Consider the following 17,344-nt stretch of genomic DNA (forward strand, 5'->3'; position numbering starts at 1 on the left):
TCCGTGAATTCTAGGTTAATCATGTTTTTAATGAGTGCTTTGCTTCTAATTATGACTCTTAAACTATATTATTGTCCTTGAGTAAAAAATGCAAGTTGTAGCCGTGCAAAGTATAACTCAAGCCAGCGGGCTGATTTGCTCACACTTTACATTGCCTAAAATGGTAGCACTTGGAGCTAATGGGGAGGTTTTTCCGCTTACCAGCTAAGTAGGTGGCTGGAATTAAATATAAAATGAACGTAGGTTGGGTTGAAGCATGAAACCCAACGCCCGCTAGTGGGGAGGTTTTTCCGCTTACCAGCTAAATCGAGAATATCAGGAGAATTGATGCCTAAAGGGAGAGAAAATGTATTAGGCTAAAAACTAAACTATTTTGGCCAGATTTCTTTGAAGACCTCCTCAGCCTACTTATTGGTTTTCCACGGTAGTCGCGATCCGCGTCCAGCCATGGCGGTGACACGATTAGCAGCCTTAGTTCAAGAAAAAATCAGTCAACCCGCCGAAAGATTGGCGAGTAAATCGGAGTTTAGCCCATCTCTAGCGGTTCTAGAAGCAGATAATCGGGTATTAGTGGGGACTGCCGCCCTAGAATTAGCGATAACACCTCTCCATCAACAAATAGAAGCTTTTGCCCAACAAGCACAAAGCCAAGGATGTAACCGGTTGCAGATTATCCCCCTGTTTCTCCTGTCGGGGGTTCACGTTAAAGAAGATATTCCCGCAGCCGTGGCCAAAGTGCGATCGCCGATTGAGCTAGAGTTAAAGCCCCATTTAGGCAGTTATCAGGGCATAAAATCGCTGTTATCCCGACAATTTGCTGATTTAAGCCCCCAAGACCGCATTTTACTGTCCCACGGTAGTCGTCGCCCCGGGGGTAATCGGGAAGTGGAAAATCTAGCGGCGTTTTCTGGAGCAATTACAGCTTATTGGTCGATAGAACCGAGTTTATCCCAACAAATCGAGAGTTTAATTGCTCAAGGTAGCCCAACAATTGCTATACTGCCCTATTTCCTCTTTACTGGTGGAATTACCGCCGCGATCGAAGCCCAAGTTTTTGAACTATCACAAAAGCATCCAAATGTCAATATATCTTTAGGTAAATCTTTGGGGGCGACGGGGGAATTAGCCGAGATTATTGTTGAGGAAGGATGTGGATGAAGCGGGCAGCGATCGCTTTGGGCGGTAATTTAGGAGATTCAGCGACAATTTTAGGGCAAGCTTTAGGGGAATTAGAGCGAGTCAAAGGAATTAAACTAGAAGCTCATTCCCAATGGTATCAAACCGCAGCCGTCGGCCCTCCTCAGCCCGATTATCTCAACGGTTGCGCCATTGTGCAAGTGGACTTATCTCCCTTAGATTTACTGCATAAATTGTTAGAAATCGAGCAGTTATTCGGGAGAGTCCGACGGGAAAGATGGGGACCGCGTACCCTCGATTTAGACTTAATATTTTATGATGACCTGATCTTAGAAACGCCCGAATTAAAGATACCCCATCCCCGCTGCCGAGAACGGGCCTTCGTGCTGCTTCCCCTGGCAGAAATTGCCCCCGATTGGCGAGATCCCGTCACTGGAAAAACTATCCTTCAGCTATTGGGCCGATTGGGATTGGCGGAGTAGGATGTTAGGTGTTGGGGTTTTAGGGTTTTAGGGTTTTAGGGTTTTAGTTGAAATTCCCCCATCTCTCCTGCTCCCCACTTCCCCACTTCCCCACTTCCCCACCTCCCCACCACCCCAAATAACCTCATCTCAGTTACCGCCCCGAAACTCTACAATAAAGGCAGCAGCATCAATAAACAGTAAAAAAATCAACCGTGACCAAGACCCCATCGCTCGAGGAAACTCATTACAATCAGGCTAAAGCTAGTTTGCAACAGGCCTTAACTTGGTATGCCAGTTTTCGCCGCCATTGGAATTATCCCCCCGATCCCCAACTTCAGGCCGCCGTTAAACAGGATTTGCAGTCCCTCAAATCGGCCTTGGATAAACTGGATGAAACAGTGATTCGGGTGGCGGCCTTCGGGTTAGTCAGTCGCGGTAAATCCTCGGTGGTAAACGCTTTAGTCGGTCAAAAAGTCCTGGCAACCGGCCCCCTGCACGGGGTGACACGCTGGCCGCGATCGGTGCGTTGGACACCAGCCACGGGTAAAATTCAGATAGAATTAATCGATACCCCCGGATTGGATGAGATTGAAGGGGAAGCACGGGCGAATATGGCCAGAGAAGTCGCTAAAAGTGCCGATTTGATTTTATTTATCGTTGCGGGGGATATTACCCGCACCGAATACGAGGCATTAGGAGAATTGCGCCGGGCTAAAAAACCGATTATTTTGGTGTTTAATAAGATTGATCTCTATCCAGAAGCTGATCGCCGTCAGATTTTTCAGCAGTTACAGAGATTAGGAACCAATCGGGACGAAAAAACGTTAGAAGATTTGTTAACTAGCGATGAGATAGTTATGGTAGCCGCCGAACCGCAACCGATTCCCGTCCGGGTGGAATACCCCGATGGGAGCGTGGTGACTGAGTGGGAAACCCCTCCCCCCCAAATTGAGGAGCTGCAAGATAAACTCTTAACGATTTTAAATCGGGAAGGGCGATCGCTGCTGGCCTTAAATGCTTTAGTGCAGGGGCAAGAAGCGGAGGAAAATATCGCTAGAAAAACCCTAGAACTGCGGGACAGTCAAGCGGAGGAAATTATCTGGCAATACGCGAAATATAAGGCTTTAGCGATTGCGGCCAATCCGATCGCTATTTTAGACCTACTAGGGGCTTCAATCGTCGATTTGACTCTAGTTCGGGCTTTAGCTCGTTTGTACGGCTTGCCAATTACCAGTCACCAAGCTGGTCAACTCTGGCGGACTCTACTTTTGAGTAGTGCGGGGTTGCTGGTGGGGGAAATCCTCGGCACTGTGATTATCGGTTTGGGCAAAACGGCAGCGGCAGCGGCGAGTATTTTTGAAAATCCTACCTCTTTAACTCTCTACGGTAGCACCGCCCTCCTACAGGGAGGAATTGCTGCTTATGGAACCTATATCATCGGGAAAGCCGCTAAAATCTATCTAGAACGCGGTTGTAGTTGGGGGGCATCTGGACCGAGTACGGTGATTAATCAAATTCTCGCTCAAGTTCATCCGCAAACTATCTTATATCGTTTACGTCTAGAGCTAGAACAGTGATTTTAAGGGAAAAAGTAAAAAGGAAAAAAGGCAACAGTGATCAATTAAATATTTCCTACTGACTACTGATGACCGACTCCTAATTTTAGAAACTTAATTTTTGACAACGACCACTAGCTAGAAATATCGAGAGAAAATCATGTCTGCTGCCCATAAGTCCTATATTCCCGTTCCCGTTTCTCGCCAAAAAAGCCAAGGCAGTCAACACCGTCCCCAGTCACCAGTAAATCAGACGACCCCAACAGTAAAACCGACGACTAAATCGGTGGTGAGAGTTCCCGTGGCCCCGACACAAAAACAATTAGCCTCGCGTCAATTACGTTCCCTTTGCCTCCTAGAAAGAATAGTGGCCGTGATTACTTTTTGTCTGTTGGGTTCGACTCTGGGAATATATGCTTGGACGGTATATATTCCCAAGGTTTGGGACAAAGAATTTGGTAAACTGGAAACACTGCAACGTCACGAGCGCCATCTTTTGGCCACCAATGAAACCCTTAAACATCAACTAGCTCAACAAGCAGAAAAACCCGAAACCGGATTAACTCATCCCCAACCCTTCCAAACTATCTTTTTACAGCGTAAATCTGCCCCTAACCTGAAACCGGCCACCGCTTCTCAACCCCAATCTACCGTCAATTCTCGACCGAGAAGTGCCTATTAACAGTTATCAGTTATCAGTTATCAGTGGGTAAGTTAAAAGTTATCAGATGTGAGTTTTTAAGTGTGCAGTATTAAATAGAAGTTTCCTACTGTCTGTTTACTGATCACTGTTTACTGTTTACTGATCACTGATTACTGATTACTGTTTACTGATCACTGATTACTGATCACTGAAAGATACTGCTCATGACTGACACAAAAAGACCCAGATTTAGAGGTAAAGAAACTCGATCGCCCTCGGGCAGGATCCGGGACAGAAAGTCCTATTTAACCGCCAAAAAACGGCAACAACAGTTAAAAAAAATGCCTTTGAGTAACGGGCGATTGGTGGCGGTGTGGTTGATTTTAGTCATGGGTATTGTGGGTTTAGCTTGGCGATTGTATCAGTTACAAATAGTACAAGGACAGGAATTACAAAAAAGAGCCAGAAAACAGCAAACTACCAGTATTAGACCCTATATTCCCCGACGGGCGATCGTCGATAGTAATGGTAATGTTTTGGCGACCGATCGCTTGATTTATACTCTTTATGTACACCCAAAACTGTTTGCTATTCCGCCGGCAGAAGTGGCTGATAAATTAGCTCCTTTATTAAATATTCCTACTAATCAACTGATTCAAAGATTTAAAGAAAAAGAAACAGGAATTCGTTTAGCCAATCAATTAACCGAATCCGTGGCTAGGGGATTAAAACAATTATCTCTTGACGGTGTAGAATTAGAGGAAAAGTACGCTCGTTATTATCCCCAAGACGATGTGGCAGCCGACGTGATTGGCTATGTAGATAAAGAACATCGTGGTCAAGCAGGATTAGAACGAGGTTCCAGTCAGTTATTAGAAAGAGACCCTTTTTCTGTCAATACAAGACGCATGGGAGACGGGCGAATTTTACCAGCTTTTGTTCCCGATGGTATCTTTCAATTTGATGAATTACAGTTAGAAGTAACCCTCGATTTAAAACTACAAAGAGCCGCCCGCACAGCCCTACGAGAACAGCTAAAAAAATTTAATGCTAAACGGGGGGCTGTCATCGTCATGGACTCCCTTGATGGTTCTCTTTTAGCCCTAGTTTGTGAGCCAACTTTTAACCCCAATGAATATTATAAAGCCAATGTGGCTCTATTTAAAAATTGGACTGTAGCCGATCAGTACGAACCGGGGTCAACTTTTAAACCAATTATTATCGCCCTGGCCATGAAAGCAGGGGCAATTAAAGCTAATACAGTAGTCAATGATCCGGGGGCAATTACTGTCGGTCCCTGGACGATTAAAAATGCCTCTAAACAGGGTTATGGGACGCTAGATATGGCCCGAGTTCTGCAAACCTCTAGTAACGTGGCCATGGTGCAAATTGCCCAAAAAATGGGGCGAGTTGATTTCTATAAAAGTTTATTAGGATTGGACATAAATCAAAGGGTTGGTGTAGATTTACCCGGAGAAGTGTCAGGATATCTCAAACCCGAACAAGAATTTCTGGATAATGCCATTGAATCGGCCACCGCTTCTTTTGGTCAAGGTTTATCCCTAACGCCTTTAAAATTAGTACAATTGCACGGTGCGCTGGCCAATGGTGGTACCTTGGTAACTCCCCATGTGATCAAAGGATTAGCCGACGACCGCGGCCGTTTGCACTGGCAGCCCGATTATCCCAGCAAAAAAGTCTTTTCTCCCACCGTAGCCCGGCAAGTGGTGGAAATGATGGAAACCGTCGTCAGCAAGGGGACGGGGGTAGCGGCCCAAATCCCCGGTTATCGCATCGGAGGCAAAACGGGAACCGCACAAAAAGCTAGTCCGACGGGGGGTTATCTACCTAACGCCAAAATTACCAGTTTTGTCGCGATTTTACCGATCGAATCGCCCCGTTATGTGGTTTTGGTGGTGGTGGATGAACCCAAGGGTGCCAATACTTTTGGCTCCACTGTTGCCGCTCCTGTGGCAAAAACGGTGATGAATACGCTCATTTCCCTCAAAGGTATCCCCCCCACCTCCAAGGTCGTTCCGGCGGGTTCTGCGACCAATAAACCCCCGCGGCAGGATTAATTTAAGTCTTTTTGAAAGAGGCTTTATTTAACAAAGCACAGAGAAATATTATGGGGCTGTCATTCCCATTTCGATCCATACTTCTATCAAATCTCGTATAACTCCTGTAACCATCTCAAAAAATTTGCCGATTGGGGATGGGAGCGATTAAGTATTCTTTGTTTGACTGCATCGTGAAGTTGTTTCCCCGGAGGATCTTGCCAAGCTAAATAGGTATGAATATTAGCCTTATCTAGATGATAATCCCTATAGGTTGCCCCTTGTTGTTTTGCCTCTATCACCTTGTTTTGTGTATATTGCCAAAGATTATTATCGGGAACTAAATAGGCTAAAAAAGTCTCTAACATCCCTCTAGATTGATTATCGGGCATCATCCACACACCGAATTTTATCCCCGATTCTAGAGTTATAATTAATCCCTCTGCTGGTAAATTTTGAGGTAAGTTAGGTATATTTGGTAAACAGGCATTATATAAACTTTTCCAACGATTATCAGGTTCTTCGTCCGCATTCATAATAATTCCTAAATGAGTTAGTCCGTTAGGAGTTTTTAGTTGCGTAGAGATATATTTAGGTTTTAGTAAATTTTCAACACCATCACAATTTATGATATTCAATGGTTCTTACCCTCTATTCCAAGTAACTCCATTTGCTGCCATTAATTGGGGAATAACTCTCAATTCCTCTGCACCTTCCACTAATAACTTTTTTGTCTCTATTTTAGGCATTGTTACCGCACCTCAAGATTACTTGTAGAAGCAATAACAATTTCTTCTGGATCAAAGATTACAGATTGGCTTTTTTCCCTATCTATCCTTTGAATAGTAATCTCGTTATCGGTAATTTTTTCTTCGGTAATTAATTCGCCTAAACTTTGCCAACAATCGCGGCTGTGAGTGGTGGCAAATACCTGAATATTGAGTTTTTTGGCGGTTTCCCAGACTACTTTCCACATATCAGTCATGACAGTAAAATGCAATCCGCTATCAATTTCATCAACTAATAAAATTCCATTTTCAAGATTAACCATCGCTAAAACTAATCCTAACATTCGCCAAAATCCATCACCTAAACTGCCAATAGGTATAGGTTGATCATGATTTTTAATTTTGATTAAAAACCCACCTCTAACACCTAGGTTATTTGAAGTTAAATACTTGCCAGAACCAACACTGGCTATCCTTTCAATTTTTGGCTCAATAATTTTCAAAGATTCAATAATTAAATCTTCTAAAGGAGAGAGAACAATGTTATCAAAAAGTGCTGCCATATCAGAACTTGTTAGAGAAAATGGTGTTAAGAACTTCAATTCAATTTTATTATTAATACCTATTTTATGGGAAATTCTGCTTAAACTAGCCATTCTTCTTGTGGAATCTCTGGCAAGAGTACCGTTGGCAAGAAGTTCCAGTTCAATAGGTTTTTGTGATTGACTCCCATCGGCTCTTCGTTACTTGGTATGGTTCGATAGGGGGGCATAAATCGACTAAATCCTTATCTGGCAAGAGATTTAATTGATTAGTTCGCTCTAGATCAAAAACAATTGACAAAAATCGCCAAACAAACCGAAGAACCACTCCATCTAATACTTAAAAGAAGTTTATTCCATTCCTCATCGTCGAAAATATTATCATTATTTAAATCATCATTTTTGTCTGAAAATGGAGATAGTTGTATAGGAATACTTTTCACAGAAATAGTAACACTTTCCTGATGTGATTTTCTAGAACCAATGATAATAATTTCCTGACTTGGGACGATTTCATGCCCAGGAAATAAATGACAAATTTCAAAAACTTTAGTGCGACTAGGTAGATTACTTTCTGACCAACCAAACTCACCTCTATAGCTAATAGTTTCAAGAAATATATCTATATTATTCTGAGCATACAAAAACTGAATCGCTTCTAAAATAGAAGTTTTACCGCTATTATTTTTACCCACTAAGAGATTAATTCGACCAAGATTGGCCATCTCAAAATTCTGAAACCCGCGAAAGCCTTCAATTTTTAGGGATTGTAACATGAGTGATTACCCCGGATTTTTAGTTATTAAATCTAGTTTATCTCAACCCCAGTAGCCAAAGCCCCCGACGAGACTAGATAGCGCAGACTCACCTTACCATCACAGATTAACTCAATCAGCGCTTTTAGTCCCTTTTCACCTTTCGAGCATTATAGCTGGTTTCGGGGCAGAAAACCAGCAAAAACATGACTACAGAGGGAATCGCTGACTCTAGAGATTAATGACATCATATAATCAGGTTAGCGATAAATTCCTAGCTGCTGATACAGTTCAACTTCATCCTTGCCAACAGTTAAGTTTTTTTCCTCTTCAATATTCTGAATAGCTTGTTGAGTTTTTTCGTTAAAATCACTTATGGTATAAATCCCTTCTGCAATTCGTCGTTCTTTTTCCGCTTCTTCTAAAAATTCAGCTAGGTGTTTTTTTAGATAGGTTGCCAGGCTATCTTGTTGTTCTTCAGAAAGCAGTGCAATTTGCTCGAAAGTTTCTTGAATTAATTTAGTCATAGGTATTGTACTCCGAAGTTCGGTTTTTGAGGAAAAAAATCAAGATAAGTAGGTAGGCGTTAAAAATTATCAGACACCCCCGTTATCAAGGGTAGGGTTGATTCATGAATCAACCCTACCTTATCAAGGGGATATCCCCCCGCCTATCGGCACCCCCCTTATTAAGGGGGGCAGGGGGGATCGAACCTAAAATCCATTTTTAATTTAATTATAACCAGCTACTTATAAATACTGCCCTAACACACCAAAAAGAAAAGTTTTTGATGTGTTACCTTGGGTCAACCCACTACTTACAATAAAGCCATTTCTCCCACCACTTCCAAGCGGGTATAACTGCCGATTTTGAGGAATTTTTCCGAGAGAGATTCGGCCACATTGGGAGTAATCCAGCCTAACTGTTTAAGAATTTGCAAAGCGGCCGCATATTTAGCCCGTTTGGAACCATCTAGGGCTTTTATTGCTAATCCTAAACCTTCACCGACGCGCCCAATACATTGAATCCCTTCGGCCCCAGCTTTACTGACGATTTCCCCTTGGCTAACCTGCATTAATTCCGTGTCAAAAGCCCCTTCTCCTGCTACCATGCGGGGATGATAGGTCATCGCCCGGACGATTCTTTCTAAGTCTAAACGGTTGCCAGAGGCTAACTGGGCGTAGAGATGGGCCATTTGCCCCAACTGCATTGAATAGGTGGGCGCACCGCAGTCATCGTGGGCGCTGATTAATTCATCCCCCGGCATCCCCAATAATTCGGCAATTTTGCTTAAAATTAGCTTTTGTATCTGACTAGAACGCCGGAGATAGCTATTTAACGGCCAGCCGCGCTGTTGACACACCGCTAACATCCCGGCGTGTTTACCAGAACAATTGTACTGCAAGCGACTGGGTTTACCTTCCGGGAGAGGACATTGCAGGGCATTAGGATCGATATCGGCACGCCAGAGAATATTAAAGACTTGACGGGCGTGTTCCACCGTGCCTTGGTGAGAACTACAGATAATGGCTAGATCCTTATCGTTGAGATCGTAGCGTTCGAGGGTGCCGGTACTGATGACAGCCAGTGCTTGAAAAGGTTTCAGGGCCGAACGAATAAAGGCGCTAGTTTCGGCGCTGCCGGCGGTGGATAATACCCGGCCGCGGTCATCGCAAATAGCGGCCTCGACATGATGGACCGATTCAATAATACCTTCCCGGAGGAGATGAATTTCTAAGCGGTGGGTTGGTGAACGTTTTACCCTATTCATTCAGATTGGTTGCGGTTAGTGAGTGAAAAATAGCCAGAAAAGACCACTGATAGCGATAGTTGCCCCTAGAATCAGGGCGGTTTTTTGTAAACGCTGGAGAATGGGCTGGATTTGATAGGAGACGATTAAACGATCGCGGGTTAAAATGGCGGCGGTTTTTGTCCAGATTTGGCCATCATACCAGCCCGACTCTTCATAAAATACTTTCTCTGATTGCAAGCGGTCATAGACGTAGATCCAGCCTAAATACAAGCGCAATAACACCAATCCTACCAAAATTGTCGAGCCAAAAATCCCCGCGCAGAAGAAGAGAAAAGGGGCTTTTTTGAGGGGAAAACTAGCGGCGGCAATCGGTCCGACAATTAACCATGTCCACAACCATAACCAGAGAAATTTTTTTGTATAAGAAGCTACATCTAGCCTCGCCCAACGAAAAAACCAAGATTCTTTTAATTGTTCGTACTCGTTAACCGGCTGCTGTTCTTCCGGGACGGGACAGAAATCAAGGGAGGATTTCATGGATTCTACTCCTCCAAATGGTCGCTAGGTAGAGGAATCCGTTGAGCATGACCCCAAAAAGCTTCTAAATTATAAAATTCCCGCTCTTTTGGTAAAAAGATATGAACAATGATATCGCCATAATCCATCAGGATCCAGCTACCTTCGCTTTTTCCTTCCACTTGTCGGGGGGATTGTTGCCATTCTAGTTCCATAGCGGCTTCGATCGCATCCTCGATCGCTCGCACTTGAGTGGTAGAATAGCCGGTAATAATCAGAAAATAATCGGTTAAATAACAGATATCGGCGACTTTCAGGATGGCGATGTCCCCTGCTTTCTTGTCCTCGGCAGCGGTAACAATTGTCTCCAGAAATTGTTCGGTCTTGAGATTTTCGGCGATGGGGGTAATAATTCCAGTGGGATTGGTCATTCAGGTTGTGGTTATCCTTTGACTGAGGTGGTTGTAAGCGAGTCTTGAGATTATGTTAATCAATGGGTTTAGTTTCTGTTGGTTGTTCTTTAACAATTTGTAACGCCCAGTTGCGGGTCAGCACCGTGCGGGGATGAATGGGACAATGGCTACTTAAAAGATATTTTAGGGAATAATCGCAGGTTTGTTGAACGCTTTTATGGAGATTTTGATAGCTGAGTTGTCGTAGGGCGTTTAATTCGGGTGTATCGCCGCGATTGGGTTCCAAGGCATCGGCAATAAAGACTATACAGCTAAGATCGCTCATATTGGGTTTACCGAGGGTATGATTGCGAATTGCTTCGAGAATTTCCTCATCGGTAACGTTAAATTCTTTTTGGGCGACAACTGCACTGACATCGGCGTGGAGTAAGTGGGGATGGGATAAACAGATATTATCCACCTCTATTCCCGCCGATTCTGCCATTTTTAGCAGTTTTTTGGGCTTGAAAAATTTAGCCAGATCGTGTAGCAGCCCCGCTTGCCCTGCTTGGACGGGATCGAGATCGTGATGACGAGCTAAATCAATACACATGGTCTCCACACCGAGAATATGTCGCAGACGGTGTTCGTTGACGTTTTCTTTTAACCAGTCGATAACTTGCTGTCGCATCTTTTTTTTGCCCTTGCGGAACCCCAAAACGATTGTAACAATTACTATACAATTTTGCCTATCACTCCTGGGTTCGATCTTTACCAATCATCCTCGCGACTAGCTTCTAAAACTTCTTCTTGCTGCCAATCATCCTGAAAAGGTTGTACCACTTTACCGATCGCATCGGCCACAAAAGACTTAATAAATTCTTCCTTGCGACTGAGTTGAAATTGTCTTTGTACCACTTCCGTCATACCACCGTCACCCCAGTCTTGATCCTGACGGAAATATTCAATAAAACTTTTGCCGGCAATGCGGGTTAAATAGGCGGCACTGACCCCTTGAATTGCCTTACCGACTATATAGGTAGTAAAATTTAACTGTAGGATTCTGGCTAATAATTCTACTGCTCCTTTCACTACTCCCAAACTAACTAGAGTTTTGCCCAAAGATAGAGCCAATTCCTTGCCTCGATCGCTGTTAATTTCACAGCCATAAACTTGACCAATTTCCCTGACCATTTGAGCATTAACCGCCGCCGTTGCTAACAGATCGAACACCGGTAAGGGAGTCACCGCAATCACTCCCGCACCGATCCACTGATAGCGATCGATAATTTTATCAGCTTGGCGACGACGTTGGCGATCGATAATTTTCCTAGCTTCTTCTCCTAATCTTTGGGATTGTAAGAGGATATTATCCGCCACTAAATCCTCCCCTTCGGCCCGTAAAACTGAAGCCAACCGTTTAATTAAAGCTAAAATATCTGGTTCTGGTGTGATGATTTGTCCACCGGTTAACTGTACTGGTTGGGGATTAGCGGTAACAGCAATAATATCGGCGGAAAGGATCACTCCTTTTAGCCGTTCTCGTAATTGTTTTAAAATCATTTCTCGATCTTCATCGCTATAGAGATCGATTTTATTAAAGACTAAGAGAGAGCGTTTACCAATATCAATTAAACCCAATAAAGGGCCGTATTCCGATTGTCGAATATCGTTATCAATGACAAATAAAAGTAAATCTGCTTCCGTGGCTAATTGTCGCGCTAACTGTTCCCTTTGACCTCCAGCTGCACCAATTTCAAGAATGCCTGGAGTGTCGGTAATTTGAATTTCCCGATTCACACCTTTCATTTTTAAACTATAGGTTTCCCCTTTTTCCGTGGTTCCCATGGTTGCCTCCACATTGCCCACCATTTGACCGATGAGGGCGTTAATTAGGGAGGTTTTTCCCGCCGATCCTGTGCCGAAAACAATGATTTTAACTTCTTTTCTAACTAAACTTCGCTCAATTTCTTGGGAACGCTTAATAAAAACCTGTTGGGTTACTTTATCTTGAATTTGCTCTACTTGTTGCCGGATAGCTTTTAAGGTTTCCCCAGCGGCCTCGGTTTTTTCTACCGGTAATTTTAGGGGTGGACGGGAGGAAGAACGCAACCCGCGGCGACTTTTTTGCTGCTGGGGCAGCAGATAAAAGTAGTACAAAAGAATGTAGATCAGCAAGCCCAGCAGTCCGATAATCAGTAAAAGCAGAATATTGGCTAGTAGGGGAGCGAGAAAAACGATATCTCTGTAAAGACGATAGATAGAGTTGACTAACCACAACATTAATCCGAAAATAAAGCTCAGACCAATGATTAAAGCGGCAAGACGGGGTAATTTCATCAGCTTTAACGGTAGGGGATTCCTTGATCTTGATCTTAGTTCTTTGCCGGCCGATTGTCGGGAACTATAATAGACTGTTATCTATGAAGTAGGGAGACACAATTATTTATAGGAGCAGTAGCGTAACCCATGCGGGCGTTGGGTTTCATGCTTCAACCCAACCTACGTCCTCCACCTACCTACTCCCTATCTACCCACTTCATAATTCATAATTCATAATTCCCTCTCCCCACTTCCCCACTTCCCCACTCCCCCACTCCCCACTCCCCCACTTCCCCACCTCCTTCGGGCCAGAAAAGGGGTAAGATAATAAGTTTAGTGATAAGATGACCGAATTGTAAGCGGGGACTTGATATGGCAGAAACCCTATTATTTAATGCTTTGCGACAGGCGATCGATGAGGAAATGGGCCGCGACCAGACAGTATTTGTTTTGGGTGAAGATGTGGGTCATTACGGTGGTTCCTACAAAGTTACCAAAGATCTCTACAAAAAATATGGCGATTTAAGGGTTTTAGATACTCCCATCGCTGAAAATAGTTTTACGGGCATGGCAGTGGGGGCAGCCATGACGGGATTGCGTCCGATTATTGAAGGCATGAATATGGGTTTTCTTCTGCTTGCCTTTAACCAAATTGCCAACAATGCCGGGATGTTACGTTATACTTCCGGCGGTAATTTTAAAATCCCCATGGTTATCCGCGGTCCGGGGGGTGTGGGGAGACAATTAGGTGCGGAACATTCCCAACGTTTAGAGGCCTATTTTCACGCGGTACCCGGTCTAAAAATTGTCGCTTGTTCCACTCCCTACAATGCCAAAGGTTTATTAAAATCGGCGATTAGAGATAATAACCCCGTGCTTTTCTTTGAACACGTTCTTCTCTATAATCTCAAGGAAAATTTACCTGATAGCGAGTATCTTTTACCCCTCGATAAGGCGGAAATCGTTCGCAAGGGAGAAGATATAACTATTCTCACCTATTCGCGGATGCGTCATCACTGTTTACAGGCATTAAAACAGTTAGAAAAAGATGGCTACGATCCAGAAATTATCGATTTAATTTCCCTGAAACCCTTTGATATGGAGACGATTGCCGCTTCAATTCGCAAGACTCATAGGGTGATTATCGTGGAAGAATGTATGAAAACGGCGGGAATTGCTTCCGAGTTAATTGCTTTAATTAACGAGCAGTTATTCGATGAATTAGATGCCCCCGTGTTAAGATTATCTTCCCAAGATATCCCCACACCTTATAACGGTAATCTAGAAAGATTGACGATTATTCAACCTAATCAAATTGTCGAAGCTGTCCAAAAAATGGTCGGCGATCGCATTTAACAAATTCTCCTTTTGATACTGAAGTTATGCAGAGACAAAATTGGTTATTGTTACTGATCATCGGCCTAGTTGTTGCCTCGATCTTTATCCTGATTAAGTTGCCCCTACAATTAGGTTTGGACTTGCGCGGTGGTAGTCAATTAACCATTCAGGTTAAACCCACTGAAACCGTGACAACCATTCAACCTAATGATTTAAAAGCCGTACAAAATGTGATTGAAAATCGCGTTAATGCCCTCGGTGTTTCTGAATCATTAGTGCAGACTGTGGACAGTAAAAATCAGGTAATCGTGCAACTACCCGGGGTCACAGATCCCAAAGAAGCTGAGAGAAACTTAAATGTTCAGGCCCAATTAGAATTTCGTCAGCAAAAACAAGGTACAGAAGGAGAATTTCGGGCTGAATATTCAATTTTTCAACAAAAAAAAGCGGAATTAGCCGCCCTTAAAGCCGAGAATAAACCCGAAAATGCCGCTAAAATTGCCGAACTAGAACAATCTCTCCAGAAATCTAAAGAGGCAATTTTAAATTTATTTGAGTCGGTGGACTTAACTGGAAAAAATCTGCAAAATGCCACTATTAGTTCCACCCAAGGCACTAACTGGGAAGTGGCCATTACTTTCGACTCGGAAGGGGGCAGTAAATTCGCCGAACTGACTAAAGCGATCGCTGGTACTGGTCGCAGTATTGGGATTTTCCTCGATAATGAATTAATTAGCGCCCCTGTGGTTGATGTGCAGTTTGCCCAAACGGGAATTACAGGGGGCCGGGCCGTGATTACTGGTAATTTTACCGCCGAAACTGCCAACGATCTAGCGATTCAATTGCGCGGTGGTTCCCTACCTTTTCCCGTCAAAGTGGAAGAAATTCGCACTGTCGGGGCAACTTTAGGCCAGGATAGCATCCGTCGTAGTATCTACGCCGGTTTAGTGGGTTTACTGTTAGTTTTAATCTTCATGGCGGTTTATTACCGTTTACCCGGGATTATTGCCGATGTTTCCCTGATTATCTATACTATTCTCTCTCTGGGGGCTTTTGCCCTAGTGGGAGTCACGATGACGTTACCCGGTATTGCCGGATTTATCCTCAGTATCGGCATGGCAGTTGATGCAAATGTACTGATTTTTGAGCGTACCAGGGAGGAATTAAGGGCCGGAAAATCCCTATTTCGGGCGGTGGAGTCGGGATTTTACCGGGCTTTTTCCAGTATTCTTGATAGTAATGTCACTACTTTAATCGCCTGTGCTGCCCTATTTTGGTTGGGTTCGGGATTAGTCAAGGGTTTTGCTTTAACTTTAGCCATTGGGGTAGCTGTGAGTATGTTTACCGCTTTAACCTGTAGTCGTACTCTCCTGTTAATCACTGTGTTAAGCGTCCCTAGCATTCGCCAAAAACCCCAACTTTTCTGCCCTAATTTACCGGCAAACCAATAATTCAGTTATCAGTTATCAGTTATCAGTTATCAGTTATCAGTTATCAGTTATCAGTTATCAGTTATCAGTAGTCAGTAGTCAGTAGTCAGTAGTCAGTAGTCAGTAGTCAGTAGTCAGTAGTCAGGAGGAGATAGGGAGATAGGGAGATAGGGAGATAGGGAGATAGGGTGATAGGGTTTTGGGGTGATAGGGTGATGAGACAACTTCCCCACTTCCCCACTTCCCCACTTCCCCACTTCCCCACTGATTACTGCTTACTGATAACTGAAAAATCTCCCCACTCCCCCAATCCCTTTTTTCCCTTTTCCTTTTTTCTTTAAAAATATGGCATTTAACGTTACAAAACAGCGTAATTTTTGGTGGACAGTATCGGCCCTGCTGACGATTGGTAGTATTTTGGCCATGGTGATTTCTTGGTTCACTATTCAAGCGCCTTTGCGACCGAGTTTAGATTTTGTTGGTGGGACGAGAATTCAGATAGAATTAGCCTGTGCCAAAAAGAATAACTGTGAGAAACCCTTAACTACTGCTGAAGTGCAAGCAATTTTAGACGAGGAGGGATTGGGTAACAGTAGTGTGCAGGTGTTGGATAAATATACTTTATCGGTGCGGACGAAAACCCTCGTAGAAGAACAGAGAACGAAATTACTCGACACCTTAAATCAGAAAATTGGCACCTTTGACCCCGAAACCAGTCAAATCGATACAGTTGGGCCGACCATCGGTCAAGAATTATTTAGGTCAGGATTTTTAGCTTTATTAGTTTCCTTTTTTGGCATTGCCGCCTATCTCAGCTTCCGTTTTCAACGGGATTACGCTTTTTTTGCCATTGTCGCCCTGCTGCACGACGTTTTGATCACTTTAGGGGTCTTTGCGGTTTTAGGCTTAATTGCGGGGGTAGAAGTGGATAGTTTATTTTTGGTTTCCCTCTTGACAATTGTGGGTTTTTCTGTTAATGACACAGTGGTAATTTATGATCGCGTGCGGGAAAATTTTGTCAATACCCCCGAATTATCCGTGGATGAAATTGTCGATAATGCGGTCAGTCAAACCCTAACTCGTTCGATTAATACTACCCTGACCACTTTATTGCCTCTGGTGGCGATTTTTCTCTTTGGTGGCAGCACCTTAAAATATTTTGCCCTAGCTTTAATTATCGGTTTCGTAGCCGGGGCCTATTCGAGTATTTTTATCGCTAGTACCCTACTAGCTTGGTGGCGCGGTCGTTCCCCTCGACCCACACTCAATTACAGTTAGGATGCCATTGGTGAAGAATCAGTGGTTCTTGGATGGGTCGTAATAGTAATTTCAACCTGTTGATTGAGACGACCCAAAATTGATATCAAACGGTCAATAGTAAAGCGTCCCAAATTAGCACGGCGAATCTGGACAAATTCACTGTGATTAATTCCAGTTCGCACTTGAGCATCGCGGGTTGATAAGTCTTCCTTCTCCAGAAGCTTGATAATTTCAGCAGCAAGCAGTGCTTTCGCTTGTCGCACGTCCGCATCTACATCGCCAAAATCGCGGTACACATTCCCGCTACCTTGTACCAGTTCAAATTGTTCTTCACTCATCGGAAATTTTGGGTCTGAAACCCCGCCGTTCTAGGTTGGCTTTACGTTAGAATTAAAAGGCCAGTCTCGAAAACCAAGTGGACGGCGCAGCACCTTGAAAACTCGGCTTAGGG

The 17,344-nt window shown here is 43.7% G+C and carries 15 protein-coding genes and 4 pseudogenes; 8 read left to right on the plus strand and 11 right to left on the minus strand.

What is annotated here, in order from left to right:
* Positions 1-387: 387 nt before the first annotated feature.
* The 5 genes from EWV66_RS07030 (at position 388) to EWV66_RS07050 (ending at position 5,878) form a co-directional block, all read left to right on the plus strand.
* Entirely contained in the window at positions 388-1,158 is a 771-nt protein-coding gene (locus tag EWV66_RS07030) for a sirohydrochlorin chelatase (protein ID WP_502705684.1), read from the plus strand.
* The gene (gene folK / locus EWV66_RS07035; protein ID WP_052275813.1) at positions 1,155-1,619 is read left to right on the plus strand and encodes a 2-amino-4-hydroxy-6-hydroxymethyldihydropteridine diphosphokinase; all 465 of its coding nucleotides are present in this window, start codon (positions 1,155-1,157) and stop codon (positions 1,617-1,619) included. The genes EWV66_RS07030 and folK overlap by 4 nt, the downstream gene beginning before the upstream one ends.
* A gap of 194 nt (positions 1,620-1,813) precedes the next feature.
* Positions 1,814-3,178: a GTP-binding protein gene (locus EWV66_RS07040; protein ID WP_052275812.1), complete on the plus strand. Its 1,365-nt coding sequence runs from the start codon at positions 1,814-1,816 to the stop codon at positions 3,176-3,178.
* Positions 3,179-3,317: 139 nt separating this feature from the next.
* Positions 3,318-3,839: a hypothetical protein gene (locus EWV66_RS07045; RefSeq protein ID WP_052275811.1), complete on the plus strand. Its 522-nt coding sequence runs from the start codon at positions 3,318-3,320 to the stop codon at positions 3,837-3,839.
* Positions 3,840-4,024: 185 nt separating this feature from the next.
* Positions 4,025-5,878 carry a peptidoglycan D,D-transpeptidase FtsI family protein gene (locus EWV66_RS07050; protein ID WP_052275810.1) on the plus strand — a complete coding sequence of 618 codons (1,854 nt, stop codon included), beginning with the start codon at positions 4,025-4,027 and terminating at the stop codon, positions 5,876-5,878.
* 86 nt (positions 5,879-5,964) lie between these two features.
* Here EWV66_RS07050 and EWV66_RS07055 read toward each other — a convergent pair.
* The 10 genes and pseudogenes from EWV66_RS07055 to EWV66_RS07095 form a co-directional block, all read right to left on the minus strand.
* Positions 5,965-6,606: pseudogene (locus tag EWV66_RS07055) on the minus strand (DUF3226 domain-containing protein).
* 2 nt (positions 6,607-6,608) lie between these two features.
* Positions 6,609-7,313, minus strand: a pseudogene (locus tag EWV66_RS07060) (AAA family ATPase); the annotation flags it as partial.
* Positions 7,314-7,462: 149 nt separating this feature from the next.
* A pseudogene (locus EWV66_RS07065) lies at positions 7,463-7,903 on the minus strand (AAA family ATPase); the annotation flags it as partial.
* A 44-nt stretch (positions 7,904-7,947) separates the two neighbouring features.
* Positions 7,948-8,037 (minus strand): annotated as a pseudogene (locus EWV66_RS24035) (divergent PAP2 family protein); the annotation flags it as partial.
* 105 nt (positions 8,038-8,142) lie between these two features.
* Complete coding sequence (locus EWV66_RS07070; RefSeq protein WP_052275808.1) at positions 8,143-8,409, minus strand: hypothetical protein; 267 nt, start codon at positions 8,407-8,409, stop codon at positions 8,143-8,145.
* 290 nt (positions 8,410-8,699) lie between these two features.
* Positions 8,700-9,653, minus strand: a complete 954-nt coding sequence (locus EWV66_RS07075; RefSeq protein ID WP_052275807.1) for an asparaginase — start codon at positions 9,651-9,653, stop codon at positions 8,700-8,702.
* A gap of 15 nt (positions 9,654-9,668) precedes the next feature.
* Positions 9,669-10,172 carry a CGLD27 family protein gene (locus EWV66_RS07080; RefSeq protein WP_287109148.1) on the minus strand — a complete coding sequence of 168 codons (504 nt, stop codon included), beginning with the start codon at positions 10,170-10,172 and terminating at the stop codon, positions 9,669-9,671.
* Between the two features lie 5 nt (positions 10,173-10,177).
* Complete coding sequence (gene rsfS, locus EWV66_RS07085; protein WP_151696033.1) at positions 10,178-10,582, minus strand: ribosome silencing factor; 405 nt, start codon at positions 10,580-10,582, stop codon at positions 10,178-10,180.
* A gap of 55 nt (positions 10,583-10,637) precedes the next feature.
* Complete coding sequence (yqeK, locus tag EWV66_RS07090; protein ID WP_185236964.1) at positions 10,638-11,234, minus strand: bis(5'-nucleosyl)-tetraphosphatase (symmetrical) YqeK; 597 nt, start codon at positions 11,232-11,234, stop codon at positions 10,638-10,640.
* Between the two features lie 80 nt (positions 11,235-11,314).
* Positions 11,315-12,883, minus strand: a complete 1,569-nt coding sequence (locus EWV66_RS07095; protein ID WP_287109151.1) for a YcjF family protein — start codon at positions 12,881-12,883, stop codon at positions 11,315-11,317.
* A gap of 354 nt (positions 12,884-13,237) precedes the next feature.
* Here EWV66_RS07095 and EWV66_RS07100 point away from each other — a divergent pair, with 354 nt between their 5' ends.
* From EWV66_RS07100 to secF, 3 genes are all read left to right on the plus strand, one after another.
* Positions 13,238-14,221 (plus strand): alpha-ketoacid dehydrogenase subunit beta, encoded by a 984-nt coding sequence (locus EWV66_RS07100; RefSeq protein ID WP_002742584.1) that lies wholly within the window; start codon positions 13,238-13,240, stop codon positions 14,219-14,221.
* 26 nt (positions 14,222-14,247) lie between these two features.
* Positions 14,248-15,654 carry a protein translocase subunit SecD gene (gene secD / locus EWV66_RS07105; protein ID WP_287109153.1) on the plus strand — a complete coding sequence of 469 codons (1,407 nt, stop codon included), beginning with the start codon at positions 14,248-14,250 and terminating at the stop codon, positions 15,652-15,654.
* Between the two features lie 324 nt (positions 15,655-15,978).
* Positions 15,979-16,911 carry a protein translocase subunit SecF gene (gene secF, locus EWV66_RS07110; RefSeq protein WP_052275803.1) on the plus strand — a complete coding sequence of 311 codons (933 nt, stop codon included), beginning with the start codon at positions 15,979-15,981 and terminating at the stop codon, positions 16,909-16,911.
* Here the strand turns inward: secF and EWV66_RS07115 are convergent.
* Complete coding sequence (locus EWV66_RS07115; protein ID WP_052275802.1) at positions 16,908-17,231, minus strand: helix-turn-helix domain-containing protein; 324 nt, start codon at positions 17,229-17,231, stop codon at positions 16,908-16,910. The two genes, secF and EWV66_RS07115, sit on opposite strands and share 4 nt — an antisense overlap.
* Between the last annotated feature and the right edge of the window lie 113 nt (positions 17,232-17,344).

Origin of the sequence: Microcystis sp. M_OC_Ca_00000000_C217Col, from assembly GCF_007095585.1 — a bacterium.
Taxonomy (GTDB): domain Bacteria; phylum Cyanobacteriota; class Cyanobacteriia; order Cyanobacteriales; family Microcystaceae; genus Microcystis; species Microcystis panniformis.